This is a genomic window from Serratia sp. (in: enterobacteria), from assembly GCF_052400455.1.
Taxonomy (GTDB): domain Bacteria; phylum Pseudomonadota; class Gammaproteobacteria; order Enterobacterales; family Enterobacteriaceae; genus Serratia; species Serratia ureilytica.
Genome location: NZ_CP185812.1, coordinates 2,829,838 through 2,853,610, shown reverse-complemented (window position 1 = coordinate 2,853,610; position 23,773 = coordinate 2,829,838). Strand labels below are relative to the sequence as shown.

Annotated in this window: 23 protein-coding genes and 1 pseudogene; 15 read left to right on the top strand and 9 right to left on the bottom strand. The window is 58.5% G+C overall.

What is annotated here, in order from left to right:
• Nucleotides 1-15 precede the first annotated feature (15 nt).
• Both znuB and znuC read right to left on the bottom strand, forming a co-directional pair.
• Complete coding sequence (znuB, locus tag ACORQT_RS13795; RefSeq protein WP_033643351.1) at nt 16-801, bottom strand: zinc ABC transporter permease subunit ZnuB; 786 nt, start codon at nt 799-801, stop codon at nt 16-18.
• Nucleotides 798-1,556 (bottom strand): zinc ABC transporter ATP-binding protein ZnuC, encoded by a 759-nt coding sequence (gene znuC, locus ACORQT_RS13790; RefSeq protein ID WP_004932357.1) that lies wholly within the window; start codon nt 1,554-1,556, stop codon nt 798-800. The genes znuB and znuC overlap by 4 nt, the downstream gene beginning before the upstream one ends.
• A gap of 78 nt (nt 1,557-1,634) precedes the next feature.
• Between znuC and znuA the strand changes: the two genes are divergently transcribed.
• The 3 genes from znuA (at nt 1,635) to lpxM (ending at nt 5,041) form a co-directional block, all read left to right on the top strand.
• Complete coding sequence (znuA, locus tag ACORQT_RS13785; protein ID WP_033644289.1) at nt 1,635-2,579, top strand: zinc ABC transporter substrate-binding protein ZnuA; 945 nt, start codon at nt 1,635-1,637, stop codon at nt 2,577-2,579.
• A 20-nt stretch (nt 2,580-2,599) separates the two neighbouring features.
• Nucleotides 2,600-3,922, top strand: coding sequence for a murein DD-endopeptidase MepM (mepM, locus tag ACORQT_RS13780; protein WP_033643350.1), 1,323 nt, complete (start codon nt 2,600-2,602; stop codon nt 3,920-3,922).
• A 150-nt stretch (nt 3,923-4,072) separates the two neighbouring features.
• Nucleotides 4,073-5,041, top strand: a complete 969-nt coding sequence (gene lpxM, locus ACORQT_RS13775) for a lauroyl-Kdo(2)-lipid IV(A) myristoyltransferase (protein ID WP_042785718.1) — start codon at nt 4,073-4,075, stop codon at nt 5,039-5,041.
• 49 nt (nt 5,042-5,090) lie between these two features.
• On the opposite strand, the gene ACORQT_RS13770 is transcribed toward lpxM, so the two are convergent.
• The 3 genes from ACORQT_RS13770 to ACORQT_RS13760 all read right to left on the bottom strand — a co-directional run bounded on the left by ACORQT_RS13770 (nt 5,091) and on the right by ACORQT_RS13760 (nt 8,562).
• Complete coding sequence (locus ACORQT_RS13770) at nt 5,091-5,972, bottom strand: leucine-rich repeat domain-containing protein (protein ID WP_042784736.1); 882 nt, start codon at nt 5,970-5,972, stop codon at nt 5,091-5,093.
• 84 nt (nt 5,973-6,056) lie between these two features.
• The gene (pyk, locus tag ACORQT_RS13765) at nt 6,057-7,499 is read right to left on the bottom strand and encodes a pyruvate kinase (protein WP_019452801.1); all 1,443 of its coding nucleotides are present in this window, start codon (nt 7,497-7,499) and stop codon (nt 6,057-6,059) included.
• 190 nt (nt 7,500-7,689) lie between these two features.
• A complete protein-coding gene (locus ACORQT_RS13760; protein ID WP_042784735.1) occupies nt 7,690-8,562 on the bottom strand; it encodes a MurR/RpiR family transcriptional regulator in 873 nt (290 codons plus the stop codon).
• Between the two features lie 447 nt (nt 8,563-9,009).
• Here ACORQT_RS13760 and zwf point away from each other — a divergent pair, with 447 nt between their 5' ends.
• From zwf to mdtI, 4 genes are all read left to right on the top strand, one after another.
• Nucleotides 9,010-10,485 carry a glucose-6-phosphate dehydrogenase gene (zwf, locus tag ACORQT_RS13755; protein ID WP_033643346.1) on the top strand — a complete coding sequence of 492 codons (1,476 nt, stop codon included), beginning with the start codon at nt 9,010-9,012 and terminating at the stop codon, nt 10,483-10,485.
• A 154-nt stretch (nt 10,486-10,639) separates the two neighbouring features.
• On the top strand, nt 10,640-11,281 hold the full coding sequence (locus ACORQT_RS13750) for a bifunctional 4-hydroxy-2-oxoglutarate aldolase/2-dehydro-3-deoxy-phosphogluconate aldolase (RefSeq protein WP_164057245.1): 642 nt from the start codon (nt 10,640-10,642) through the stop codon (nt 11,279-11,281).
• A gap of 552 nt (nt 11,282-11,833) precedes the next feature.
• Nucleotides 11,834-12,202 (top strand): multidrug/spermidine efflux SMR transporter subunit MdtJ, encoded by a 369-nt coding sequence (gene mdtJ / locus ACORQT_RS13745; RefSeq protein ID WP_004932327.1) that lies wholly within the window; start codon nt 11,834-11,836, stop codon nt 12,200-12,202.
• Entirely contained in the window at nt 12,189-12,518 is a 330-nt protein-coding gene (mdtI, locus tag ACORQT_RS13740; protein WP_016927446.1) for a multidrug/spermidine efflux SMR transporter subunit MdtI, read from the top strand. The genes mdtJ and mdtI overlap by 14 nt, the downstream gene beginning before the upstream one ends.
• Nucleotides 12,519-12,579: 61 nt before the next feature.
• Here the strand turns inward: mdtI and ACORQT_RS13735 are convergent, their stop codons facing one another.
• Entirely contained in the window at nt 12,580-12,924 is a 345-nt protein-coding gene (locus ACORQT_RS13735; RefSeq protein ID WP_004932322.1) for a RidA family protein, read from the bottom strand.
• Nucleotides 12,925-13,057: 133 nt separating this feature from the next.
• Here ACORQT_RS13735 and ACORQT_RS13730 point away from each other — a divergent pair.
• From ACORQT_RS13730 to rnd, 5 genes and pseudogenes are all read left to right on the top strand, one after another.
• A pseudogene (locus ACORQT_RS13730) lies at nt 13,058-14,975 on the top strand (ATP-dependent DNA helicase).
• Nucleotides 14,976-15,054: 79 nt separating this feature from the next.
• Nucleotides 15,055-15,756, top strand: a complete 702-nt coding sequence (tsaB, locus tag ACORQT_RS13725) for a tRNA (adenosine(37)-N6)-threonylcarbamoyltransferase complex dimerization subunit type 1 TsaB (RefSeq protein WP_033643345.1) — start codon at nt 15,055-15,057, stop codon at nt 15,754-15,756.
• A 101-nt stretch (nt 15,757-15,857) separates the two neighbouring features.
• A complete protein-coding gene (locus ACORQT_RS13720) occupies nt 15,858-16,448 on the top strand; it encodes a Slp family lipoprotein (protein WP_021503867.1) in 591 nt (196 codons plus the stop codon).
• 209 nt (nt 16,449-16,657) lie between these two features.
• The gene (fadD, locus tag ACORQT_RS13715) at nt 16,658-18,346 is read left to right on the top strand and encodes a long-chain-fatty-acid--CoA ligase FadD (RefSeq protein WP_033643344.1); all 1,689 of its coding nucleotides are present in this window, start codon (nt 16,658-16,660) and stop codon (nt 18,344-18,346) included.
• A gap of 81 nt (nt 18,347-18,427) precedes the next feature.
• The gene (gene rnd, locus ACORQT_RS13710; protein ID WP_046687239.1) at nt 18,428-19,549 is read left to right on the top strand and encodes a ribonuclease D; all 1,122 of its coding nucleotides are present in this window, start codon (nt 18,428-18,430) and stop codon (nt 19,547-19,549) included.
• 237 nt (nt 19,550-19,786) lie between these two features.
• Here the strand turns inward: rnd and minE are convergent, their stop codons facing one another.
• The 3 genes from minE to minC are packed head-to-tail and all read right to left on the bottom strand — an operon-like array spanning nt 19,787 to nt 21,593.
• Nucleotides 19,787-20,056 carry a cell division topological specificity factor MinE gene (minE, locus tag ACORQT_RS13705; protein ID WP_004932303.1) on the bottom strand — a complete coding sequence of 90 codons (270 nt, stop codon included), beginning with the start codon at nt 20,054-20,056 and terminating at the stop codon, nt 19,787-19,789.
• 3 nt (nt 20,057-20,059) lie between these two features.
• Nucleotides 20,060-20,872 carry a septum site-determining protein MinD gene (gene minD / locus ACORQT_RS13700; RefSeq protein ID WP_004932300.1) on the bottom strand — a complete coding sequence of 271 codons (813 nt, stop codon included), beginning with the start codon at nt 20,870-20,872 and terminating at the stop codon, nt 20,060-20,062.
• 25 nt (nt 20,873-20,897) lie between these two features.
• A complete protein-coding gene (gene minC / locus ACORQT_RS13695) occupies nt 20,898-21,593 on the bottom strand; it encodes a septum site-determining protein MinC (RefSeq protein ID WP_103101067.1) in 696 nt (231 codons plus the stop codon).
• A gap of 136 nt (nt 21,594-21,729) precedes the next feature.
• Here minC and ACORQT_RS13690 point away from each other — a divergent pair, with 136 nt between their 5' ends.
• From ACORQT_RS13690 to ACORQT_RS13680, 3 genes are all read left to right on the top strand, one after another.
• Complete coding sequence (locus tag ACORQT_RS13690) at nt 21,730-22,002, top strand: YcgL domain-containing protein (RefSeq protein ID WP_033643340.1); 273 nt, start codon at nt 21,730-21,732, stop codon at nt 22,000-22,002.
• Between the two features lie 85 nt (nt 22,003-22,087).
• Nucleotides 22,088-23,053, top strand: coding sequence for a lytic murein transglycosylase (locus ACORQT_RS13685; protein ID WP_370878268.1), 966 nt, complete (start codon nt 22,088-22,090; stop codon nt 23,051-23,053).
• Between the two features lie 58 nt (nt 23,054-23,111).
• Nucleotides 23,112-23,768 carry a fumarylacetoacetate hydrolase family protein gene (locus tag ACORQT_RS13680; protein ID WP_033643338.1) on the top strand — a complete coding sequence of 219 codons (657 nt, stop codon included), beginning with the start codon at nt 23,112-23,114 and terminating at the stop codon, nt 23,766-23,768.
• The last annotated feature ends 5 nt before the right edge of the window (nt 23,769-23,773 follow it).

The following is a 23,773-nucleotide window of genomic DNA, read 5'->3' as shown; positions in this document are numbered from 1 at the left end:
ATATCCCGGTTTTAATCAAGCCTGCTGTTTTTTAAACAGGCTCAGCGTGAACAGCACGGCGGCGCAGAGCACCACCGAAGGGCCGGCAGGCGTATCGTAAAACGCCGAGAAGGTCAGGCCACCGGTAACCGCCACCATCCCGAGCAGCACCGCGATGCCCGCCATCTGCTCCGGCGTGCGCGCGAAGCGGCGAGCGGTGGCCGCCGGGATGATCAGCAGCGAGGTGATGATCAGCGCGCCGACGAATTTCATCGCCAGACCGATGGTCAAGGCAGTGACCAGCATCAGCACGGTGCGCGCCCGCGCCAGATTGACGCCGTCGACGTGCGCCAGCTCAGGGCTGATGGTCATCGACAGCAGATCGCGCCATTGCCACCACAACACCAATAGCACCACGGCGACGCCGCCGGCGATCATCACGATGTCGCTCAGCGTGACCGACAGCAGATCGCCGAACAGATAGGCCATCAGATCGACCCGCACGTTGGACATCAGCGCCACCACCACCAGCCCCAGCGACAGCGCGCTGTGGGCCAGAATGCCGAGCAGCGTATCCACCGAGAGCTGCGGGCGGCGCTCCAGCCACACCAGGGCCAGGGCCAGCAGCAGCGTAATGGCGATCACCGCATAGAAAGGATTGATGTCCAGCAGCAGACCGAAGGCGACGCCGAGCAGCGAGGCGTGCGCCAGGGTATCGCCGAAGTAGGACATGCGGCGCCAGACCACGAAGGAGCCCAGCGGCCCGGCGGCGCCGGCCAACAACACCCCGGCCAGCCAGCCGGGAAGTAACAATTCGATCATGCTTCGCGGCTCCCGGTTTTCTTCAAGACAATTCTTCCCTGCAGGTCGTGACGGTGGTTGTGATGGTGGCGATACACCGCCAGCTGCTCTGCGCCGCGGTTGCCGAACATGGCGATGAATTCGGGATGCATCGAGACCACCTCCGGCGCCCCGGAGCAGCAGATGTGCTGATTGAGGCACAACACCTCGTCGGTTTTCGCCATCACCAGATGCAGATCGTGCGAGACCATCAGCACGGCGCACCCCAGCTCCTTGCGCAGCTGATCGATCAGATCGTACAGCGCCAGTTGGCCATTGACGTCCACCCCTTGCGTGGGTTCGTCCAGCACCAGCAACTGCGGTTTATTCAGCAGCGCTCGCGCCAGCAGCACGCGCTGGTTTTCGCCGCCGGAGAGCTTTTGCATGGGCTGGTCGAGCAGGTGGGCGGCGTGCACGCGTTTGAGCGCCGGCAGAATGTCGGCTTTCTTTACGCCCGGCTTCAGGCGCATAAAGCGGCTGACGGTCAATGGCAGGGTAGCGTCGAGGTGCAGCTTTTGCGGCACGTAGCCGATGCGCAGATCGGGCTCACGCTCCAGCGTGCCGGCGGTCGGTTTTACCAATCCCAGCACTACGCGCACCAGCGTGGATTTACCCGCGCCGTTCGGGCCCAGCAGGGTGAGAATACGGCCGGGCTGCAGGCTGAGGGAAATATTCGACAGCACCTTGCGGCTGCCGAAGGCGACGGAGATATTTTTTAGCGTTATCAGTGTAGACATCTCGAGATTACAGGTTGCAGAACGAAGCGAATGTTATAATATCACGCCTTGTTGATGAAAACGATGGGATTACTGATGATGGCACAGAAAAATAAATGGCTGCAGCGCACGCTGCTGGCCAGCGCACTCGTGATGGCCGGCCCGCTGAGCAGCGCTTCCGCGGCGGTGGTGACGACGATTCGTCCGCTGGGCTTTATCGCTTCGGCTATCGCCGACGGCGTGACGCCGACCGAGGTGCTGCTGCCGGATGGCGCTTCGCCGCACGACTTCGCGCTGCGGCCTTCCGATATTCAGCGTTTGCGTTCTGCCGACCTGGTGCTGTGGGTCGGACCGGACATGGAAGCGTTCCTGACCAAGGCGCTGGTGCCTATCTCGGCAACCCGCAAACTCGCCATCAGCGAACTGCCCGCGGTGAAGCCGCTGCTGATGAAAGGCGAAGATGACGACGATCATGATCATGCAGGCGAGGCGCATAATCATGCTGATGACGATCATGGGCATCATCACGGCGAGTACAATATGCACGTTTGGCTGTCGCCGGAGGTGGCAAAAGTGACCGCGATCGCGATTCACGACAGATTGTTGGAACTTATGCCGCAAAATAAGGACAAATTAGACGCAAACCTGCGCCAGTTCGAGAATCTGCTGACGCAAACTGACAAAAATGTTGGTAACATGCTTACGCCTGTGCAAGGTAAGGGTTATTTTGTTTTTCATGATGCTTACGGCTACTTTGAGAAACACTACGGTTTGAGTCCGCTGGGCCATTTTACCGTCAATCCCGAAATTCAGCCTGGAGCACAGCGCCTACACCAAATTCGAACACAGTTGGTTGAGCAGAAAGCGGTATGCGTTTTTGCTGAGCCACAATTCAGGCCGGCCGTAATCAATGCCGTCGCCAAGGGTACCACTGTGCGTTCCGGAACGCTGGACCCGCTGGGCATCGGCATCGCGCTGGGGAAGGACAGCTACGGGAAATTCCTGACACAGCTGTCAAGCCAGTACGTGAGCTGCCTGAAGTAAGCTTATGAGGATAATATCGAGTGCAGCAGATAGTCCGAACTATCGCTCTGGCGTATAACAACCTGCCACGGCCCCACCGCGTCATGCTGGGGTCGCTGACAGTCGTCACATTGGCCGTCGCTGTTTGGCGGCCTTTTGTTTACCACCCAGAACACAATCCCATCGCCAAGAGCGTCGAGTTAGAATCCAGCCAGTTGCGGTCATTGCTCCCCGAAGCCAGTGAACCGATAGATGCCGACCAACCCACCCCCGATGACGAAATCCCGCAGGATGAGCTGGACCAGAAGGATGCCGGCGATGATGGCGTGCATGAATATGTGGTTTCCACCGGCGATACCCTCGGCAGCATTCTGACGCAGTACGGCATCGATATGTCGGATGTCACGCTGCTGGCTTCGCAAAACCGCGATCTGCGCAACCTGAAGATCGGCCAACAGCTGTCGTGGACCGTGAACGAAGCGGGCGATCTGCAGCAGTTGACCTGGGAGGTTTCTCGTCGCGAAACCCGCACCTATGATCGCGTCGGCAACAGCTTCAAAGAGTCGAAAGAGGCGCAGCAGGGCGAATGGCGCAACAACGTGATCAGCGGCCGCGTTAACGGCAGCTTCGTCAGCAGCGCAGGCGACGCCGGGTTGAGCCGTAACGAAATCAATGCGGTGATCAAGGCGCTGCAATGGCAGCTCGATTTCCGCAAACTGCGCAAGGGCGACCAGTTCTCCGTGCTGATGTCGCGCGAACATTTCGACGGCAAGAAATCGCAAAGCCAACTGTTGGGCGTGCGTCTGCGCACGGGCGGCAAAGATTACTATGCGATCCGCGCCGAGGACGGCAAGTTCTACGATCGCCAGGGCTCTGGCCTGGCGCGCGGCTTCATGCGTTTCCCAACCATGAAACAGTTCCGCATCTCCTCCAACTTCAACCCGCGCCGGGTGAACCCGGTGACCGGCCGCGTGGCGCCGCACAAAGGCGTCGATTTTGCCATGCCGGTCGGCACGCCGGTGCTGGCGGTCGGCGACGGCGAGGTGGTGATCGCCAAGCGCAGCGGCGCAGCCGGCAACTATGTGGCGATCCGCCACGGCCGCCAATACACCACGCGCTACATGCACCTGAAAAAGCTGCTGGTGAAACCGGGCCAGAAGGTGAAGCGTGGCGATCGCATAGCGCTCTCCGGCAACACCGGCCGTTCCACCGGGCCGCACCTGCACTTTGAACTGTGGACCGGTCAACAGGCGGTGAACCCGCTGACGGCCAAGCTGCCGCGTTCCGAAGGCCTGAGCGGCAAAGACCGCAGCGATTATCTGGCGCAGGTGAAGGAAGTGGTTCCTCAGCTGCAACTGGATTAACGTCCCCCTTATTCCGGCGCTCCGGCGCCGTTAATTTCATCGGCCTGATTGCGGGCCGATGCTGTTTTATCTGGGCGGTTCGCGGTTGTTAATTGCAAAATTGGTGATGGCAATTATGATTAGCCGAATTGCTAAGCGAAGAGCATGTGCATGCAAAACGAGAAGAAATCGAACGTAGAGTTCATCCCGCAGTTTCAAAAAGCCTTTTTATACCCGCGCTACTGGGGCGTGTGGCTGGGAACCGGCCTGATGGCCGGCGTTTCTCTGGTGCCTGCGCGCCTGCGCGATCCGGTGCTGGGGGCGATCGGCACACTGGCCGGCAAGCTGGCGAAAGGGGCGCGTCGTCGTGCCCGCATCAACCTGCTGTATTGCTTGCCGGAACTGCCGGAAAGCGAGCGTGAGCACATTATCGACCAGATGTTCGCCTGTGCGCCGCAGTCGATGGTGCTGATGGCGGAACTGGCCTGCACCAAACCGGAAAAAGTGCTCAAGCGCGTGCGTTGGCACGGTGAAGAGGTGTTGGACAAGATCCGCGCGGAAGGGCGCAACGTGATTTTCCTGGTGCCACATGGCTGGGCGGTGGATGTGCCGGCGATGTTGATGGCCGCGCGCGGTCAACCGATGGCGGCGATGTTCCACAATCAGCGCAATCAGCTGATCGACTACCTGTGGAATGCCGTGCGTCGTAAATTCGGCGGCCGCATGCACGCGCGCAATGACGGCATCAAACCGTTTATCAGTTCGGTTCGCCAGGGATATTGGGGTTACTATCTGCCCGATCAGGATCACGGCGCTGAGCACAGTGAGTTTGTCGACTTCTTCGCCACCTATAAGGCGACGTTGCCGGCGGTCGGGCGGTTGATGAAAGTGTGTCGTGCGGCGATCGTGCCGTTGTTCCCGGTGTACGACGGCAAAACCAGCATGCTGGATATTTATATTCGCGAGCCGATGGACGATCTGGCCGAAGCGGACGATCCGCGCATTGCCCGCCGCATGAACGAAGAGGTGGAGAATCTGGTGGGCCCGAACCCTGAGCAGTACACCTGGATCCTCAAACTGTTGAAGACGCGCAAGGAAGGGGAGATTGAACCCTACTCGCGCGACGATCTGTATCGTTAATCCTATCTACCGCTAACGCCGGTCGGGCCACACCCTGGCCGGCGTCACTTCATATGTGCACCATACAGCCGCGCGCCCGCAGGATCTCAATGACGTTGGGCGTGTGGGTGAAATCATTCCAGCGCAGATCCAGCTTGCGCAGCCGGCTCAGTTCACCGAGGCTTTCCGGCAGACCGCTCAGGCGGTTGGCGCGCAGATCCAGACTTCTCAGCGCCGTGAGCTCACCGATATTTTCCGGCAGGCGCGTCAGCTGATTAAAACGCAGGTTCAGCTCGCTCAATCGCGGCAGGCGGCAGAAGGCTGCCGGCAGTTCGGTGATGGCATTGTTGGCCGCATCGAGTATTTCAAGCTCGCCGAGCAGAGCCATTTCCGCCGGCAGCGTGGTCAGGGCATTTTTCATGATATGCAACTCGCGCAGCGCGCGCAGTTGCCCGATTTCGCCGGGCAGGCTGCGGATACGATTGTTGTATAAACGCAGCTCCTGCAACGCCGCCAGCCTCGGTATTGCCTGCGGCAAGGCGGTCAGCTGGTTATCGGTCGCGTTGAGGTAAACCAACTGCTGCAGTTGCGCCAGCGCACGCGGCAGGTCGCTAAAGCCGTTATCGCTCAGGTAGAGGTATTTCAGCCGGTGCAGTCGCCCCAATGTTTCAGGCAGTTCGCTCGCGCGGTTGTGACCAAAATCGAACATCTCGAGCTGTTGCAACTGACCAATCTCCGACGGCAGATGCTCGAGCTGATTGCAAGAGATATTCAGCACCTGCAGGTTGCGATGCCGGAATAGGGAAGTAGGGAAGACCGTCAGCCGATTGTCGTACAGGCTGACCTTGCGCAGCGCGTGGCCGGCAAACAGCGATTCGTCGAGCTGCGTCAGGCCGCGTCCGTCGAGCTCGAGCTCATCACAGGTCGAGGCGGGATTGTGCTGGTGGAGCATGGCGTTCTCCGTCGTCATGGCAGTGTCAGAGCAAAAAAAATGCCGGCCTAGGTGAGCCGGCCGGCATTTCGTCTGCGGCGTGAATTACTCGACGCGCAGGATGCGGCTGGTATTGGTGGTGCCGACGGTTTCCATCACGTCGCCCTGGGTGACGATCACCAGATCGCCGGAGACCAGGAAGCCTTTGTCGCGCAGGCGATTGACGGCTTCGTTGGCGGCGATGACGCCGTCTTTGTGGCTGTCGAAATACACCGGCGTCACGCCGCGATACAGTGCGGTCAGGTTAAGCGTGTGCTCATGCCGCGACATGGCGAAGATCGGCAGGCCGGAGCTGATGCGTGACATCATCAGCGCGGTGCGGCCGGACTCGGTCATGGCGATCAGCGCGGTGACGCCTTTCAGGTGGTTGGCCGCATACATCGAAGACATGGCGATCGCCTCTTCGATATTGTCGAACTGCACGTCCAGACGGTGTTTGGAAACGTTGATGCTCGGGATCTTCTCGGCGCCCAGACAAACGCGCGCCATCGCCGCCACGGTTTCCGCCGGGTATTGGCCGGCAGCGGTTTCCGCCGACAGCATGACGGCGTCGGTGCCGTCCAGCACGGCGTTGGCCACGTCCATGACTTCGGCGCGGGTCGGCATCGGGTTGGTGATCATCGACTCCATCATCTGAGTCGCGGTGATCACCGCGCGGTTCAGAGTACGGGCGCGGCGGATCAGTTTCTTCTGGATCCCGACCAGTTCCGGATCGCCGATTTCGACGCCCAGATCGCCACGGGCGACCATCACCACGTCGGAGGCCAGAATGATGTCGTCCATCGCTTCGTCGCTGCAGACCGCTTCGGCGCGCTCAACCTTGGACACGATCTTGGCGTTGCAGCCTGCGTCGCGCGCCAGGCGGCGAGCATAGTTCAGGTCTTCACCGGTGCGCGGGAAGGAGACCGCCAGGTAGTCGACGCCGATCTTGGCGGCGGTGACGATGTCCGCCTTGTCTTTTTCGGTCAGCGCTTCGGCCGACAGGCCGCCGCCGAGTTTGTTGATGCCCTTGTTGTTGGACAACGGGCCGCCAACGGTCACTTCGGTAAACACTTTCATGCCCTGAACTTCGAGCACTTTCAGCTGAACGCGGCCGTCGTCGAGCAGCAAGACGTCGCCCGGCACGACGTCGGCAGGCAGGCCTTTATAGTCGATACCGACTTTTTCTTTATCGCCTTCGCCTTTTGACAGGTTGGCGTCCAGCAGGAATTTATCGCCCACGTTGAGGAAGATTTTGCCTTCCTTGAAGGTGGAAACGCGGATTTTCGGCCCTTGCAGATCGCCGAGGATAGCGACGTGACGTCCCAGTTTGGCAGCGATTTCGCGAACTTTGTCTGCGCGAGCCTGGTGATCTTCCGGGCTGCCGTGGGAGAAGTTAAGCCGAACTACGTTGGCGCCGGCGGCAATGATCTTTTCCAGATTATTGTCGCGGTCTGTAGCCGGACCCAGGGTGGTAACGATTTTGGTTCTTCTGAGCCGTCTGGACATGTATTACTCCGTTGACTGGTGAAGCAAATATTGGCGTTGCGATAACGTCGGATAACGAAACCAGGCGTGAAATGTAATTTTACAACACTGATATTTCACCCGGGTTACCCGCATGAGCGTATTAACAGGGTACAGCCTCTGATGTCGCCATTCAAATGTCTGTTGAACGGCGACTTTTTTCTTCGTCGGGTTACGAGTCAAAACTGTTGGGAATGACTACGCCTTTATCAAAGCGCGATTCTTTGAGCGCTTCTTTGACCCGCTTCAAGTTATCTCTGAATTTAGCCCCTCTGCGCAAGGTAAATCCGGTGGCGAGCACGTCAATGAGCGTTAATTGCGCGATCCGCGACACCATCGGCATGTAAACGTCGGTGTCTTCAGGCACGTCGAGCAGCAACGCGAGGGTCGCCGACTGGGCGAGCGGGGTGTCGCGCGAGGTGATAGCCAGTACCGTGGCGTCGTTTTCTCGCGCCAGGTGGGCCATTTCCACCAGGTTCTTGGTGCGGCCGGTGTGAGAGATCAACACCACCACGTCGCCCTCGCCGGAGTTCATGCAGCTCATGCGCTGCATGACGATGTCATCGAAGTAGACCACCGGAATATTGAAGCGGAAAAATTTGTTCATCGCGTCGTGGGCCACGGCGGCGGAGGCGCCCAGACCGAAGAAAGAGATCTTTTTTGCCTGGGTGAGCAGGTCAACCGCACGATTGATTGCGGCAATATCCAAATTTGCCTTTACTGTATCCAGGCTGGCCATCACCGATTCGAAGATCTTGCTGGTGTAGGAATCGACGCTGTCATCTTCCTCGACGTTGCGGTTCACGTAGGGCGTGCCGTTAGCCAGGCTTTGGGCGAGATGCAGTTTGAAGTCGGGAAAGCCTTTGGTATCAAGGCGACGGCAAAAACGGTTGACGGTGGGTTCGCTGACGTCGGCCATGCGCGCCAGCGTGGCGATGCTGGAGTGAATGGCGGTCTGCGGGGAGGCCAGGATCACCTCGGCGACTTTCCTTTCAGATTTGCTCAGGAGCTCCAGATGGCTCTGGATTTTGTCCAGCGTATTCATATAACGAGAGTCACTCATGGTTTTATCCCTGTGGCTTTCAAGCAACAGCGCCGAATTTCGCCCGTGTTCGCCGTGCAAGCAGACGCCAAACGAGCGGCTGTAACCTGAAATCGATAGGGTATGTCGATTGCAAACAAAGGAGAAATCAATGCCGGTTTAGTGAAAATATACTACGTGCTGGTAACCGTTGGCAGTCTCGACAGGGCGTATGCAGGCTTTTTTCACCAGAATATGACCTGTGTCTAACTTTCATAATGGTAACAGAGCGTCAAAAAAGACGAAAAATTACATTTTTGCCCGCCTGTGAGGGCGTCGGCGCGCAGTGGCGCTACCACTGAGATCTTTACGTCTTTTTTCTGCTTCTGCGCCGGGTTTGCTGGCCGTAGTCAAACAGAGTACATTAGTAATGTAAGAAAATTACAAATATCCTGCAACGAGGAGATGAACATGGCGGTAACCTCTACAGCCCAGGCGTGTGACCTGGTTATTTTCGGCGCGAAAGGTGATTTGGCGCGCCGTAAGCTGCTGCCTTCCCTGTACCAGTTAGAGAAAGCCGGACACATCCACCCGGATACGCGGATCATCGGCGTCGGCCGCGCGGAGTGGGATAAAAAAGCCTATACCGAAGTGGTCAAGGAAGCGCTTGGCACCTTCATGAAGGAAAAGCTGGATGACGAACTCTGGGCCACGCTGAGCGCGCGCCTGGACTTCTGCAACCTGGACGTCAACGACAGCAAGAACTTTACCAAACTGGGTAAAATGCTGGATCAGAAGCACCGCACCACCATCAACTACTTCGCTATGCCGCCAAGCACCTTCGGCGCCATCTGCAAAGGGTTGGGCGAAGCCAAGCTGAACCATGAGCCGGCGCGCGTGGTGATGGAGAAACCGTTGGGCACCGATCTGGCGTCCTCCCGCGTGATCAACGATCAGGTGGCGGAGTTCTTCAACGAGTCCCAGGTTTACCGCATCGACCACTACCTCGGCAAAGAGACGGTGTTGAACCTGTTGGCGCTGCGTTTCGCCAACTCGCTGTTCGCGTCCAACTGGGACAACCGCACCATCGATTCGGTGCAGATCACCGTGGCGGAAGAGGTGGGCATCGAAGGGCGCTGGGGCTACTTCGATCAGGCCGGCCAAATGCGCGACATGATCCAGAACCACCTGCTGCAGATCCTGACCATGATCGCCATGTCGCCGCCGGCGGATCTGACCACCGACCGCATCCGCGACGAGAAGGTGAAGGTGCTGCGTTCGCTGCGCCGCATCGATCAGACCAATGTACGGGAAACCACCGTGCGCGGTCAGTACACCGCCGGTTTCGTTCAGGGCAAGAAAGTGCCGGGGTATCTGGAAGAAGAAGGGGCGAACAAGAGCAGCAGCACCGAGACCTTCGTTTCCATCCGCGTGGACATCGACAACTGGCAGTGGGCCGGGGTGCCGTTCTATCTGCGTACCGGTAAACGTCTGCCGACCAAATGCTCGGAAGTGGTGGTGTACTTCAAGAATCCGCCGCTTAACCTGTTCAGCGACTCTTATCAGCAGCTGCCGCAAAACAAGCTGACCATTCGTTTGCAACCGGACGAAGGCATCGAAATTCAGGTGTTGAATAAGGTGCCGGGGCTGGATCACAAGCACCGCCTGCAGACTACCAAGCTGGATCTGAGTTTCTCGGAAACCTTCAACCAGGAGCACGTGGCGGACGCCTACGAGCGCCTGCTGCTGGAGACCATGCGCGGTATTCAGGCGCTGTTCGTGCGCCGTGACGAAGTGGAAGAGGCCTGGAAGTGGGTCGACTCCATCATGGACGCGTGGAAAGCCGACAACGAAGCGCCTAAGCCTTATCAGGCGGGCACCTGGGGGCCGGTGGCCTCGGTGGCGATGATCACCCGCGACGGCCGTTCCTGGAACGAGTTCGAGTAATGCGCAATGCCGGCAGCCCGTCTGCCGGCTTTTTTTTGCCTGCGATCTGCGCGTGGGCCACATCACTTACGGTACGGCCGGACGTTCGCGCGTTTGCGCGGAGCCCTGTGGCAGGGGCGTGCCATTGTTAACCGCGAGTAATGGAGAAAGAATGATGAAAAACTGGAAAACCAGCGCTGAACAGATCCTGACGGCGGGGCCGGTGGTGCCTGTTATCGTGATCAACACGCTGGAACAGGCGGTGCCGCTGGCGAAAGCATTGGTTGCCGGCGGCGTGCGGGTACTGGAGGTGACGCTGCGCACCGCCTGTGCGCTGGAAGCTATCCGCGCTATCGCCAAAGAGGTGCCGGAGGCGATCATCGGCGCCGGTACGGTGATCAATCCACAGCAGCTGCGGGAGGTGACCGAGGCCGGGGCGCAGTTCGCCATCAGCCCGGGGCTGACCGACGCTTTGCTGCAGGCGGCGACGGCGGGGTCAATCCCGTTGATCCCGGGCATCAGCACCGTATCTGAACTGATGCAGGGCATGGATTACGGCCTGCGCGAATTCAAATTCTTCCCGGCGGAAGCCAACGGCGGCGTGAAGGCGCTGCAGGCGATCGGTGGCCCGTTCCCGCAGGTGCGCTTTTGCCCGACCGGCGGCATTACGCCGAACAATTACCGCGATTATCTGGCGCTAAAAAGCGTGCTGTGCATCGGCGGCTCCTGGCTGGTGCCGGCCGATGCGCTCGAAAGCGGCGACTACGCGCGCATCACTGAACTGGCGCGCAGCGCCGTCAACGGCGCCGCGTTGTAACCCGCGCCAGGCCTGGGGGTGGCGCTTATTTGCTCACCCGCGGATATCGCAAGGCTCAACGCTCCGTTGGGCCTTTTTTAATTTTTATCGCGATTAACTTTCTTATTTTTAACCCGTTTTTTTCTGCTTTTTTATGAAAACGGCAGTTTGCTTTCTTATTTGGGCTGTGGTAAAAATATCTCAGTTGAAAATTTTACTTTTATGAGGATATTGGGCAAATCGCACGGTGTGCGGCTGATAATAGAGAATTATTATGATGACTATTAACGGAACTACCCTCAGAACCTCTACGTGCCAACTCTTCCTGTCTGCGATCCTTGCCAGTGAGCATCACTGGTGCAGCGAGCTATAGCGTCTTTCTCCCTTAACCGGTGCTGGTAGCGGGCTTACGCCTTCGCTCTACCGTTCAGCCGGGCAAACATTCTTTTTGCGTTTGGGTCAGTTTATCCCCAGGGATCTCTGCGTCTTGCGCGCCGTACTGCGGCCGTTCGACGAGATAAATCGGGATAAATATGCCTTGGCGCGCGTTATTCGCCGTTTGGGAGAAAAATTATGATTTATTGGATCTTTTTAGGTTTGGCCATCATGACCGAAATCATCGGCACCTTGTCGATGAAATACGCCAGCGTCAATGGCGGCATGATCGGGCATATCGTGATGTACGTGATGATCACCGCGTCTTATGTGTTGCTGTCAGTAGCGGTAAAACGCGTGGCGTTGGGCGTGGCTTATGCGCTGTGGGAAGGTATCGGCATTCTGTTCATTACCCTGTTCAGCGTGCTGTGGTTCGACGAGCCCATTTCGGCGCTGAAGGTACTGGGTCTGGCTACGCTGATCGCCGGTATCATGCTGGTGAAATCCGGTACCCGCAAAGAGCGAAAACAGGTCAGCCCGCGAGGTGACAACCATGCAACAGTTTGAGTTGTACCACATTGGGTTCCTGGGATTGGCCATCGTGCTGGAAATCATCGCCAACATCTTCCTGAAGATGTCGGACGGTTTCCGTAAAATTTGGCTGGGATTGCTGTCGCTGCTGTCGGTACTCGGTGCGTTCAGCGCCCTGGCGCAGGCGGTAAAAGGCATCGATCTGTCAATCGCTTACGCGTTGTGGGGCGGTTTCGGTATCGCCGCCACCATCGCCGCAGGCTGGATCATGTTCGGCCAGCGGTTGAACGCCAAAGGCTGGATTGGCCTGGCGCTGCTGTTGACGGGGATGGTGATCCTCAAACTGTCCTGATAGCGGGCAATAAAAAACCGCAGGCGTTGCCGTCTGCGGTTTTTTTTCGTCTGCGCGTGGCTTACAGCGCGGCGATGATTTTAATTTCCACCTTGTACTTCGGATTCATCAGCTGAGCCTGCACGGTGCAGCGCACCGGCGCGCTGCCGGCGACGACCCAGGCGTCCCAGGCGGCGTTCATCGCGGCGAAGTCGGCGGTATTGGCCAGGAAGATGGTGGCATCCAGAATACGGCTTTTGTCCGACCCTACACGTTCCAGCAGCACGTCGATGGCTGCAAGGGCGTTGGCGGTCTGCGCGGTCGCGTCATCATCCAGATTCTCAGGCACGCTGGTGTAGTAAACGGTCTCGTTGTGCACCACGGCTTCGGACCAGCGCTGATCGGGATCAATTCTTTCGATATTCATTTGCTTATCTCCATATCATAGTCCCGCTAAGGGTAGCACAGCCGGTGATGAAAAAGCGCGGCGATAAAGTGGGTGGTAGCCGGGCGGCAGGCTTGGCATAATCACCGCTGAATGACACCGGCAGAGAGACAGCGTGACAGACGATTTTGCAACAGACGGCGCATTGGCGCAGGCTATCAAGGGATTCAAACCGCGTGAGCCGCAGCGGCAGATGGCGCAAGCCGTTACCGAAGCGATCAATTTCAAGCAGGAACTGGTGGTGGAAGCCGGCACCGGCACCGGCAAAACCTTCGCTTATCTGGCGCCGGCGCTGCGTGCCGATCGCAAAGTGATCATCTCCACCGGTTCGAAAGCGCTGCAGGATCAGCTGTATGCGCGCGATCTGCCCACCGTCGCCAAGGCGCTGAAGTACAAAGGCAAGCTGGCGCTGCTGAAGGGGCGCTCCAACTACCTGTGTCTGGAGCGTCTTGAGCAACAGTCGATGGCCGGCGGGGAGCTGGCGGGGCAGACGTTGATCGATCTGGTGCAACTGCGCAAGTGGTCGTCGCAGACCAAAGAGGGTGATATCAGCACCTGCAGCGAAGTGGCGGAAGACAGCTTCGTCTGGCCATTGGTGACCAGCACCAATGACAACTGTCTCGGCAGCGACTGCCCGCTGTATCAGGATTGCTTCGTGGTCAAAGCGCGCCGCCGCGCGATGGATGCGGATGTGGTGGTGGTGAACCATCACCTGTTCCTGGCGGATATGGTGGTGAAAGAGGGCGGCTTCGCCGAGCTGATCCCGGAAGCCGAGGTGATGATTTTCGATGAAGCGCACCAAATTCCCGACATCGCCAGCCAGTATTTCGGCCAGCAGCTCACCAGCCGCCAACTGCTGGATCTGGCGAAGGACATCACCATCGCCTACCGCACCGAGGTGCGCGATGCCGCCCAACTGCAAAAAAAGCGCCGACCGTCTCAGCCTGAGCACGCAAGATTTCCGTCTGAATCTGGGGGAGCCGGGTTTTCGCGGCAACCTGCGGGATGTGCTCGGCGAACCGAACGTGCAGCGCGCGTTGTTGCTGCTCGATGACGCGCTGGAGCTGTGTTATGACGTCATGAAACTGTCGCTGGGGCGTTCGGCGCTGCTGGACGCCGCCTTTGAGCGCGCCACGCTGTACCGCGCGCGTCTCAAACGCCTCAAGGCGGTGACGGAACCGGGCTACAGCTATTGGTATGAGTGCAATTCGCGCCACTTCGTGTTGGCGCTGACGCCGCTGACGGTGGCCGATCGTTTCCGCGAAATGCTGGACGAGAAGCCGGGCAGCTGGATCTTTACCTCGGCGACGCTGTCGGTCAACGATCAGTTGGGTCACTTCACCGAACGGCTGGGGCTGACCAAGGCCAAAACGCTGCTGTTGCCGAGCCCGTTCGACTATGCCAAACAGGCGTTGCTGTGCGTGCCGCGCTTTTTGCCTTCGCCGAATCAGCCCGGCGGGGCGCGCCAGCTGGCGCGCATGCTGCGCCCATTAATCGAAGCCAACAACGGCCGCTGCTTCTTCTTGTGCACGTCGCACCAGATGATGCGCGAGCTGGCGGAAGAGTTCCGTGCCACGATGACGCTGCCGGTCTTATTGCAAGGGGAAACCAGCAAAGGGCAGCTGTTGGCACAGTTCGTCGCCGCCGGTAACGCGCTGTTGGTGGCGACCAGCAGCTTCTGGGAAGGGGTGGACGTGCGTGGCGATGCGCTGTCGTGCGTGATCATCGATAAGCTGCCGTTTACCTCACCGGACGATCCGCTGCTGAAGGCGCGCATTGAAGATTGTCGCCTGCGCGGCGGCGATCCGTTCAATGACGTGCAGTTGCCGGATGCGGTCATCACCCTGAAACAGGGGGTGGGCCGTTTGATCCGCGATACCGACGATCGCGGCGTGCTGGTGATCTGCGATAACCGTCTGGTGATGCGCCCTTATGGCGAGGTGTTCCTCAATAGCCTGCCGCCTACGCCGCGTACCCGCGATCTGAAGCAGGCGATCGCCTTCTTGCAGGCCGCTGATACGTCGGCCACGTGAAAGATGAAGGGCTTACGGGGCTGTGCTACAATGCGCGCCCTGTATGAAAAACCCAGTTTTATTCCCGCCAGAGGTTGGCATGTCCACGCGAATTTTAGCGATCGATACCGCGACGGAAGCCTGTTCCGTCGCCGTCTGGAATCAAGGCGAAATCCACGCCCTGTTTGAGCTGTGCCCACGCGAGCATACGCAACGTATTTTACCTATGGTGCAGCAGGTGCTGGCGGAATCCGGCCTGGCGCTCAACCAGCTCGATGCGCTGGCCTTCGGCCGCGGCCCCGGCAGTTTTACCGGGGTGCGCATCGGCATCGGCATCGCTCAGGGCCTGGCGCTGGGCGCCGATCTGCCGATGATCGGCGTTTCTACGCTGCAAACCATGGCGCAGGGCGCCTGGCGCGTCAGCGGCGCGGAGCGTGTGCTGGCGGCGATCGATGCGCGTATGGGCGAGGTCTACTGGGGGCAGTTCGAGCGTCAGGCCGACGGCCGCTGGTTGGAAAGCGAAGGCGAGGCGGTGCTGTCGCCGGCGCAGGCGCTCGAGCGTGCACAGCGCCTGCAGGGCGAATGGGCCCACGTTGGAACCGGCTGGCAAACCTACCCCGATCTGGTCAACGGTTCCACGCTGAGCGTGCGCGACGGCCAGATGCTGTTGCCGCAGGCGGAAGACATGCTGCCGCTGGCGCTGCACGCCTGGCAACAGGGGCTGGCGGTGGCGGTGGAAAACGCCGAGCCGACCTACCTGCGCAATGAAGTGACCTGGAAAAAACTGCCGGGCCGCGAGTAATCGCGGCGTTATTGTGCTGATGTTGATGCCGGGCGATGAAGGCCTGCAACTTGAGCGCTGAAACGCGGTCAAAGTTACAGGCATTTCAGGAGATTGCGACCATGTTAATCCGCACTGCAAGTAAAAAGCTGTCGCTGCTGGCCGTCGCCTGCGGCGCGCTGGTTCTGACCGGGTGCGTCACCGTACCGGATGCGATCAAAGGCTCCAGTCCTTCGCCGGTGACTCAGCTTTCCTCGGTACAAAATGCACCGAACCTGTTTACCGGCGCGGAAGCCCGCTTTGGCGGCACCGTGGTGAACGTCGCCAACGAACAAGGGCGCACGCTGCTGGAGATCGCGGCGGTGCCGCTCGACAGCGGTGCGCGGCCGATACTGGGTGAACCGTCGAACGGCCGCTTGCTGGCCACGGTGAACGGCTTCCTCGAACCGGTCGATTTCAAAGGCCAACTGGTGACCGTCGTCGGCCCTATCACCGGCCTGAAAGAGGGGCGGATCGGCATGACGCCATATCGCTTCGTAACGATGAACGTGACCGGTTTCAAGCGCTGGCATCTGGTACAGCAGGTGGTGATGCCGCCTGCGCCGATGGGCCCTTGGGGCTGGCGCGGTGGCCCGTGGGGACCCGGCTGGGGCGCCGGCTATGGCTGGTACAACCCCGGCCCGGCACAGGTGCAAACCATCGTAACCGAGTAACATACGCTTGATGTGAACAAATTTGACAGGGCGGCTCAGGCCGCCCTTTTGTTTTTTGGGATAAGGAATATCCGACAATTAGTGACGTACATCGCAACCTGAGTAATGTTTAAAACCCGAACTGGTCTGCTGAGTTAAAATATTGTTATGGTTAGGCTGCGAGTTTGAGGGCTGCGATGATAATTAGTAATGATTTCAGGAGTAATACCTTGGATAAGGTCTGGTTAAAACGGTATCCGGCAGATGTGCCCGCAGAGATTGATGCCGATCGCTATTCGTCGTTGATCGAAATGTTTGAGCATGCCGTGCAGCGCTATGCCGATCAGCCCGCCTTTATCAATATGGGCGAGGTGATGACCTTCCGCAAACTGGAAGAACGCAGCCGGGCTTTCGCGGCTTACCTGCAAAATGAGCTGGGCCTGAAGAAGGGCGACCGCGTCGCGCTGATGATGCCTAACCTGTTGCAATACCCCATTGCCCTGTTCGGCATTCTGCGTGCCGGCATGGTGGTGGTCAACGTCAACCCGCTGTATACCCCGCGCGAGCTGGAGCACCAGTTGAACGACAGCGGCGCCAGTGCCATCGTCATCGTCTCCAACTTTGCCCATACGCTGGAAAAAGTGGTGTTCAACACCCAGGTCAAACACGTGATCCTGACGCGCATGGGCGATCAGCTGTCGGCTGCCAAGGGCACGTTGGTCAACTTCGTGGTCAAATACGTTAAGCGTCTGGTGCCGAAATACAACCTGCCGGACGCCATTTCCTTCCGCAGCGCGCTGCAGCGCGGCCGCCGTTTGCAATATGTAAAACCGGACATCATTAATGCCGATCTGGCTTTCCTGCAATACACCGGCGGCACCACCGGGGTGGCGAAGGGGGCGATGCTGACGCACCGCAACATGCAGGCCAACCTTGAGCAGGCCAAGGCCGCCTATTCGCCGCTGTTCCGTGAAGGGCAGGAGCTGGTGGTGACGGCGCTGCCGCTGTATCACATTTTCGCGCTGACGGTGAACTGCCTGCTGTTTATCGATCTGGGCGGGCGCAATTTGCTGATCACCAACCCGCGTGACATTCCGGGCCTGGTGAAAGAATTGGGCAAATACCCGTTCACCGCCATGAGCGGGGTAAATACGCTGTTCAATGCGTTGCTGAACAACGAAGACTTCCACAAGCTCGATTTCTCTACGCTGCGTTTCTCGGTCGGCGGCGGCATGTCGGTGCAAAAATCGGTGGCCGAGAAGTGGGAGAAAACCACCGGCAAACACCTGCTGGAAGGTTACGGCCTGACGGAGTGCGCGCCGCTGGTGGCCGGCAACCCTTACGATCTTAAACACTACAGCGGCAGCATCGGTCTGCCGGTGCCGTCGACGGACATTCGGTTGGTGGACGACAACGGCCATGACGTGCCGCCGGGCGAGCCGGGCGAACTGTGGGTCAAAGGGCCGCAAGTTATGTTAGGCTATTGGCAGCGCCCGGATGCCACCGACGAAGTGCTGAAAGACGGCTGGCTGGCGACCGGTGATGTGGTGACCGTGGACGATCAGGGATTTGTGCGCATCGTCGACCGCAAGAAAGACATGATCCTGGTCTCGGGTTTCAACGTGTATCCGAACGAGATTGAAGATGTGGTCAGCCAGCACCCGAAAGTGCTGGAATGTGCGGCAATCGGCGTGCCCAGCGAGGCCTCCGGCGAAACGGTGAAGATCTGCGTGGTGAAGAAAGACGCCTCGCTGACCAAGGAAGAGCTGTTGACCCATTGCCGACGCCACCTGACCGGGTATAAAGTGCCTAAAATTGTTGAGTTCCGCGATGAACTGCCGAAGTCGAACGTCGGCAAGATTTTGCGGCGAGAATTGCGCGATGAGCAAAAAGCGCCTAAGCCGGCCGATGCCGCCTAGGTTTCGCTCTCGCGTCAGCCTATCAACAACGCCGGTGAATGCCGGCGTTGTTGTGTTTGAATCCTACAAGAGAATGATGTTTTGAATTATCAGTTGATCACTACCGATGCCGGATTGCAGCAGGTCTGCGAGCAGGCGAGAAAGCATGCCCAGGTTGCGCTGGACACCGAGTTTGTCAGAACGCGTACCTACTATCCGCAGCTGGGCCTGATCCAGCTTTACGACGGTGAACAACTCTCCCTTATCGATCCTCTGCCGATCAAGCACTGGCAACCGTTTGTCGAGCTGCTGGCCGACACCGCCGTGGTGAAGTTTCTGCATGCCGGCAGTGAAGATCTTGAAGTGTTTCTCAACGCCTTTAAAACGCTGCCGACGCCGATGATCGACACTCAGATCTTGGCGGCCTTTACCGGTCGGCCGCTCTCCTGCGGCTTTGCGACGCTGGTGGCGGAGTACATGAAGGTTGAACTGGACAAGAGCGAGTCGCGCACCGATTGGCTGGCGCGCCCGCTGACTGAAAGACAGTGCGTGTATGCGGCCGCCGACGTGTTCTACCTGCTGCCGATGGCCAAACAGCTGGTGCAGGAGACTGAAGAGGCCGGCTGGACCGCTGCGGCCAATAACGAGTGCTTGCTGCTGTGCCAACGCCGTAGCGAGGCGCTGGCGCCGGAAGTGGCCTATCGCGAAATCAGCAATGCCTGGCAGTTGCGCCCGCGTCAGCTGGGGTGCCTGCAGAAGTTGGCGGAATGGCGGTTGCGCCAGGCGCGCGAGCGCGATCTGGCGGTGAACTTCGTGGTTCGCGAGGAGAACCTGTGGCAGGTGGCGCGCTTTATGCCGTCTTCGCTGGGAGAACTGGATTCGCTGGGCCTGAGCGGGCCGGAGATCCGTTATCACGGCAAAACGCTGTTGGCGCTGGTGGCCGAAGCCGAAGCGCTGGAGGAGTCCGAGTTGCCGGCGCCGTTGGCTAACCTTATCGATCAGCCGGGCTACAAGAAGGTGTTTAAGGACATCAAGGCCGCTATCGCCACCGTCAGCGAGCAAAGCGGGTTGAGCAGCGAGCTGCTGGCATCCCGTCGCCAAATTAACCAATTGTTGAACTGGCATTGGAAACTGAAGGACGGCGAGAGTCGCCCTGAATTAATCAGCGGCTGGCGCGGCGATTTATTAATGGCGCCGTTGCAGGACATCCTGAAAGATTATTAATCGCTGGTTATCACCAGGGCAGGGTAGGGAAACTCTGCTCGGGTGAATATAGGCAGGAAATAATGCGTTGAAGGTAAATCTGGCCAGAATTTACTTTAAACGAGGTGGCGGCAAAGTTAATTGGGAATTGTCCCAAAGGGAAAAATCGATTTTTTGCTGCCGATAATGCTTAATAACTGGATGCACATACAGTTACCCCCTGCATAAAATATACAGGGGGTAATTAATGCGTCGCAATCATTTAGCTGCTTCTTCCGATTCCGGTAATGTCACGTTAAGTTCAAGTACCGAAATATCGTCCCCTTTCTGCTCGAACTGCACATGCAGCATTTCAGGATCGATCTGAATGTATTTGCAAATAACCGCCAGAATATCGCGTTTCAAATCAGGCAGATACGGGGGCTCACTGTCCCCGCGACGACGCTCTGCGACGATAATCTGCAGCCGTTCCTTGGCTATATTGGCTGTCTGTTTTTTGCGGGACAGAAAGAAGTCTAATAAGGCCATGGTTTATCCCCCAAAAAGGCGTTTCAGGAAACCCTTCTTCTCTTCTTCAATGAAGCGGAATGGGCGTTCTTCCCCCAACAAGCGGCAAACGGTATCGTCATACGCCTTACCGGCGTCTGACTCGGCATCCAGAATGACAGGCTCACCCTGGTTGGAAGCACGCAGTACGGACTGGTCTTCCGGGATCACACCCACCAGTGGAATGCGCAGGATTTCCAGCACGTCTTCCATGCTCAGCATGTCGCCACGGCTGACGCGGCCCGGGTTGTAACGGGTCAGCAGCAGGTGTTCCTTGATAGGCGATTCGCCTTTCTCGGCGCGGCGCGATTTGGAGGAAAGGATGCCCAGGATACGGTCGGAGTCGCGTACCGAAGAGACTTCCGGGTTGGTGGTGATGATAGCTTCGTCGGCGAAATACAGCGCCATCAGCGCACCGGTTTCGATACCGGCCGGTGAGTCGCAGACCACGAAGTCAAAATCCATCTCGCCGAGATCGTTGAGGACTTTTTCAACGCCTTCACGGGTTAACGCGTCTTTGTCGCGTGTCTGCGAAGCCGGCAGGATATAGAGGTTTTCAGTGCGTTTGTCTTTGATCAACGCCTGATTCAGCGTGGCGTCGCCCTGAATCACGTTCACGAAATCATAAACTACCCGACGTTCGCAGCCCATGATCAGGTCAAGATTACGCAGGCCGATATCGAAATCGATCACGACGGTTTTCTTGCCTTTCTGGGCCAGGCCGGTAGCGATGGCCGCGCTCGAAGTGGTCTTGCCAACGCCCCCTTTACCCGATGTAACAACAATAATGCGTGCCATGAAATGGATTCCTTGTCAAAAGGGCTTAATTTAAAGGTTGTATGGTTAAAGCGTTATCCAACAGGCTGAGTCGTACGGCCTGCCCGACGTAATCGGACGGGATTTGGTCGCTCAACCAGTACTGCCCTGCGATAGAGACTAGCTCAGCCGCCAGGTGGGTGCAAAAAATCTGACATTGCGTGTCGCCTGACGCGCCTGCCAGCGCGCGACCGCGCATCATGCCATAGACATGAATGTTGCCGTCGGCAATCAGTTCGGCGCCGGCGCTGACGCTGCTGGTCACGATAAGATCGCAGTTGCGGGCGTAAATCTGTTGGCCGGAACGGACAGGGGTGCTGATGATACGCGTTTTGGCGGGGGCGTTATCCGCCACCACGGGCGCAGGTGCAGGCTGCGGCGCCGCCATTTTCTGGCCTCTGCCTTCGCTCAGCAACGGCAGCCCGGCACGGGCTATCGCGCGCTTTTGACGCTCATCTCTGCAACCGCTGATACCCACAACGCGCAGACCTGCCGCCGCGACAGCCTGTTGAAGTTCTTTCCAGTTCGCATCGCCATCCAGCGTTGCGACGTTGATAACAACAGGGGCGTTTTTCAGAAAAGCGGGCGCTTGCTCAACTTTTTCCTGTAACGCCTGGCGTATTACCTCGGGCTGCGAATTATGCAAATGAACAACCGATAGGGTAAAACTGCTGCCTTTTAGCTCAATTGGCGATTGTGACATCTATCCTGACTCAGTCTCAGCAACTTTAAATCCCCGGAATACCACTCGGGGTGCGATATTCCGATGTACTATAAGCATGTTATAGTCAGAGTTATATCCAGGCAAGACGCTCCCTCAATTAAATAGAGTTAAAAAAATGCTTTGTGTGATCTATAGAAGCCCGAAACGCGATCAAACTTATCTTTATGTCGAAAAAAAAGACGATTTCTCTCGTGTGCCGGAAGCGCTGATGAAAAGTTTCGGCGTACCACAATTCGCCATGATGCTTTCACTCGATGAACGCAAGAAATTGGCCTCGGCGGATATCGAAAAGGTGAAACAGGCGCTGAAAGACGAAGGTTATTACCTGCAGTTCCCGCCGCCGGTGGAAAACCTGCTCAATCAGCATTTGGCGGGCGACAAGGCCTGAGACCGCCGCCACGGTCAGGGGAGGCATGATGACACGTTCGGCGAGAAGTACCGCGTTGGCCGTTTGGCTGGCGCTGGGCGGTGCGATGATGCCGGGCGCACCGCAGGCGGCGCAGGAGACGACGCTGGCGACCAGCGGGCGCGATCCGGCGCAGTTCCCGGCGTATGTCGAGCAACTGAAGCGCCGGGCGCGGGAACAGGGCATCAGTCAGGCCACCCTTGACCGCGCCTTTGCGCAAATCCATTTCGTCGATCGGGTGATCAAGGCCGATCGCAATCAGCCGGAGCAGAAGATCACGTTGGACGATTACCTGCGGCGGGTGATGTCGCCCGCCAAGGTGCGCCAGGGACGCGAACTGTACCGGCAGCGCCATGCGCAATGGTCGCGGGCCAGCGAGCGCTATCGGGTACCAGGGCGTTATATCATCGCGCTGTGGGGGATGGAGAGCGCCTACGGCAAGATTCAGGGGCGGGAAGACGTGGTGTCTGCGCTGGCGACCTTGGCGTTTGAAGGGCGCCGTGAAGCTTTTTTCAGCCAGGAACTGATGGCGGCGCTGCAGATAGTCGAGCAGGGGCATGTCGGCGATACGCCGCTGAAAGGCTCCTGGGCCGGCGCGATGGGGCAATGCCAGTTTATGCCGAGCTCCTTCCTGCGCTATGCGGCGGACGGCGACGGTGACGGGCGCATCGATATCTGGAATAACATTGACGACGTTTTCGCGTCCACGGCCAGCTACCTGTCCAAAGAGGGCTGGCAGCCCGGCATCGGTTGGGGGCGCGAGGTCAAACTGCCCGCCGGCTTCAATCGAGCCGAACTGGGCCTGAAAGACGCGCAGGCGCGCAGCGTCAACGACTGGCAGAAACGCGGCGTGCGCCGTGCGGATGGCCGCGCGTTGCCGCACGCCGTGCAGCGCGGCTGGATCATCGCGCCGGATGATCTGCAGGGGCGGACCTTCCTGGTCTATGATAATTTCCGCACCCTGATGCACTGGAATCGCTCTTACTATTTCGCTATCGCCGTGGGTATGATGGCAGACGCGATCGGGCATTGATCCGGCACACCAATAATCGGCTTGGCGCGCCAAGCCTCTACAGTTTGGGAGAAGCGGTATGTATCAACACAGAGACTGGCAAGGTTCGCTGCTCGATTTCCCGGTGAACAAGGTGGTCTGCGTCGGCAGCAACTACGCCGATCACATCAAGGAAATGGGCAGCGCGGTGTCCGTCGAGCCGGTGGTGTTTATCAAACCGGAGACGGCGCTATGCGATATCCGCCAGCCGGTGGCCATCCCTAAAGAGTTCGGTGCGGTGCATCATGAGGTAGAGCTGGCGGTACTGATCGGCACGCCGTTGAAGCAGGCCAACGAAGATCGCGTGGCGCGTGCGATTGCCGGTTACGGCGTGGCGCTTGATCTGACGCTGCGCGATCTGCAAGCCGGTTTTAAAAAGGCCGGTCAGCCCTGGGAAAAGGCCAAAGCCTTCGACGGGTCTTGTCCGATGTCGGGATTTATCCCGGTGGCGGAATTCGGCGATCCGCAAAACGCCGAGCTGTCGTTGACGGTCAACGATCAACTGCGCCAGCAGGGCAATACGCGTGACATGATCACGCCGATCCTGCCGCTAATCAGCTACATGAGCCGTTTCTTCACGCTGCGCGCCGGCGACATCATCCTGACCGGCACGCCGCAGGGCGTAGGCCCGATGGCTTCCGGCGACATGCTGAAAATCAGTCTGAACGGTAAAGCGCTCAGCACCCGGGTGATCTGATCGCT

Bases quoted from the DNA above. Each gene is read 5' to 3' on its own strand.
- znuB (WP_033643351.1), bottom strand. From the start codon at position 801: ATGATCGAATTGTTACTTCCCGGCTGGCTGGCCGGGGTGTTGTTGGCC.
- znuC (WP_004932357.1), bottom strand. From the start codon at position 1,556: ATGTCTACACTGATAACGCTAAAAAATATCTCCGTCGCCTTCGGCAGC.
- znuA (WP_033644289.1), top strand. From the start codon at position 1,635: ATGGCACAGAAAAATAAATGGCTGCAGCGCACGCTGCTGGCCAGCGCA.
- lpxM (WP_042785718.1), top strand. From the start codon at position 4,073: ATGCAAAACGAGAAGAAATCGAACGTAGAGTTCATCCCGCAGTTTCAA.
- ACORQT_RS13770 (WP_042784736.1), bottom strand. From the start codon at position 5,972: ATGCTCCACCAGCACAATCCCGCCTCGACCTGTGATGAGCTCGAGCTC.
- pyk (WP_019452801.1), bottom strand. From the start codon at position 7,499: ATGTCCAGACGGCTCAGAAGAACCAAAATCGTTACCACCCTGGGTCCG.
- ACORQT_RS13760 (WP_042784735.1), bottom strand. From the start codon at position 8,562: ATGAATACGCTGGACAAAATCCAGAGCCATCTGGAGCTCCTGAGCAAA.
- zwf (WP_033643346.1), top strand. From the start codon at position 9,010: ATGGCGGTAACCTCTACAGCCCAGGCGTGTGACCTGGTTATTTTCGGC.
- ACORQT_RS13750 (WP_164057245.1), top strand. From the start codon at position 10,640: ATGAAAAACTGGAAAACCAGCGCTGAACAGATCCTGACGGCGGGGCCG.
- mdtJ (WP_004932327.1), top strand. From the start codon at position 11,834: ATGATTTATTGGATCTTTTTAGGTTTGGCCATCATGACCGAAATCATC.
- mdtI (WP_016927446.1), top strand. From the start codon at position 12,189: ATGCAACAGTTTGAGTTGTACCACATTGGGTTCCTGGGATTGGCCATC.
- ACORQT_RS13735 (WP_004932322.1), bottom strand. From the start codon at position 12,924: ATGAATATCGAAAGAATTGATCCCGATCAGCGCTGGTCCGAAGCCGTG.
- tsaB (WP_033643345.1), top strand. From the start codon at position 15,055: ATGTCCACGCGAATTTTAGCGATCGATACCGCGACGGAAGCCTGTTCC.
- ACORQT_RS13720 (WP_021503867.1), top strand. From the start codon at position 15,858: ATGTTAATCCGCACTGCAAGTAAAAAGCTGTCGCTGCTGGCCGTCGCC.
- minE (WP_004932303.1), bottom strand. From the start codon at position 20,056: ATGGCCTTATTAGACTTCTTTCTGTCCCGCAAAAAACAGACAGCCAAT.
- minD (WP_004932300.1), bottom strand. From the start codon at position 20,872: ATGGCACGCATTATTGTTGTTACATCGGGTAAAGGGGGCGTTGGCAAG.
- minC (WP_103101067.1), bottom strand. From the start codon at position 21,593: ATGTCACAATCGCCAATTGAGCTAAAAGGCAGCAGTTTTACCCTATCG.
- ACORQT_RS13690 (WP_033643340.1), top strand. From the start codon at position 21,730: ATGCTTTGTGTGATCTATAGAAGCCCGAAACGCGATCAAACTTATCTT.
- ACORQT_RS13685 (WP_370878268.1), top strand. From the start codon at position 22,088: ATGATGCCGGGCGCACCGCAGGCGGCGCAGGAGACGACGCTGGCGACC.
- ACORQT_RS13680 (WP_033643338.1), top strand. From the start codon at position 23,112: ATGTATCAACACAGAGACTGGCAAGGTTCGCTGCTCGATTTCCCGGTG.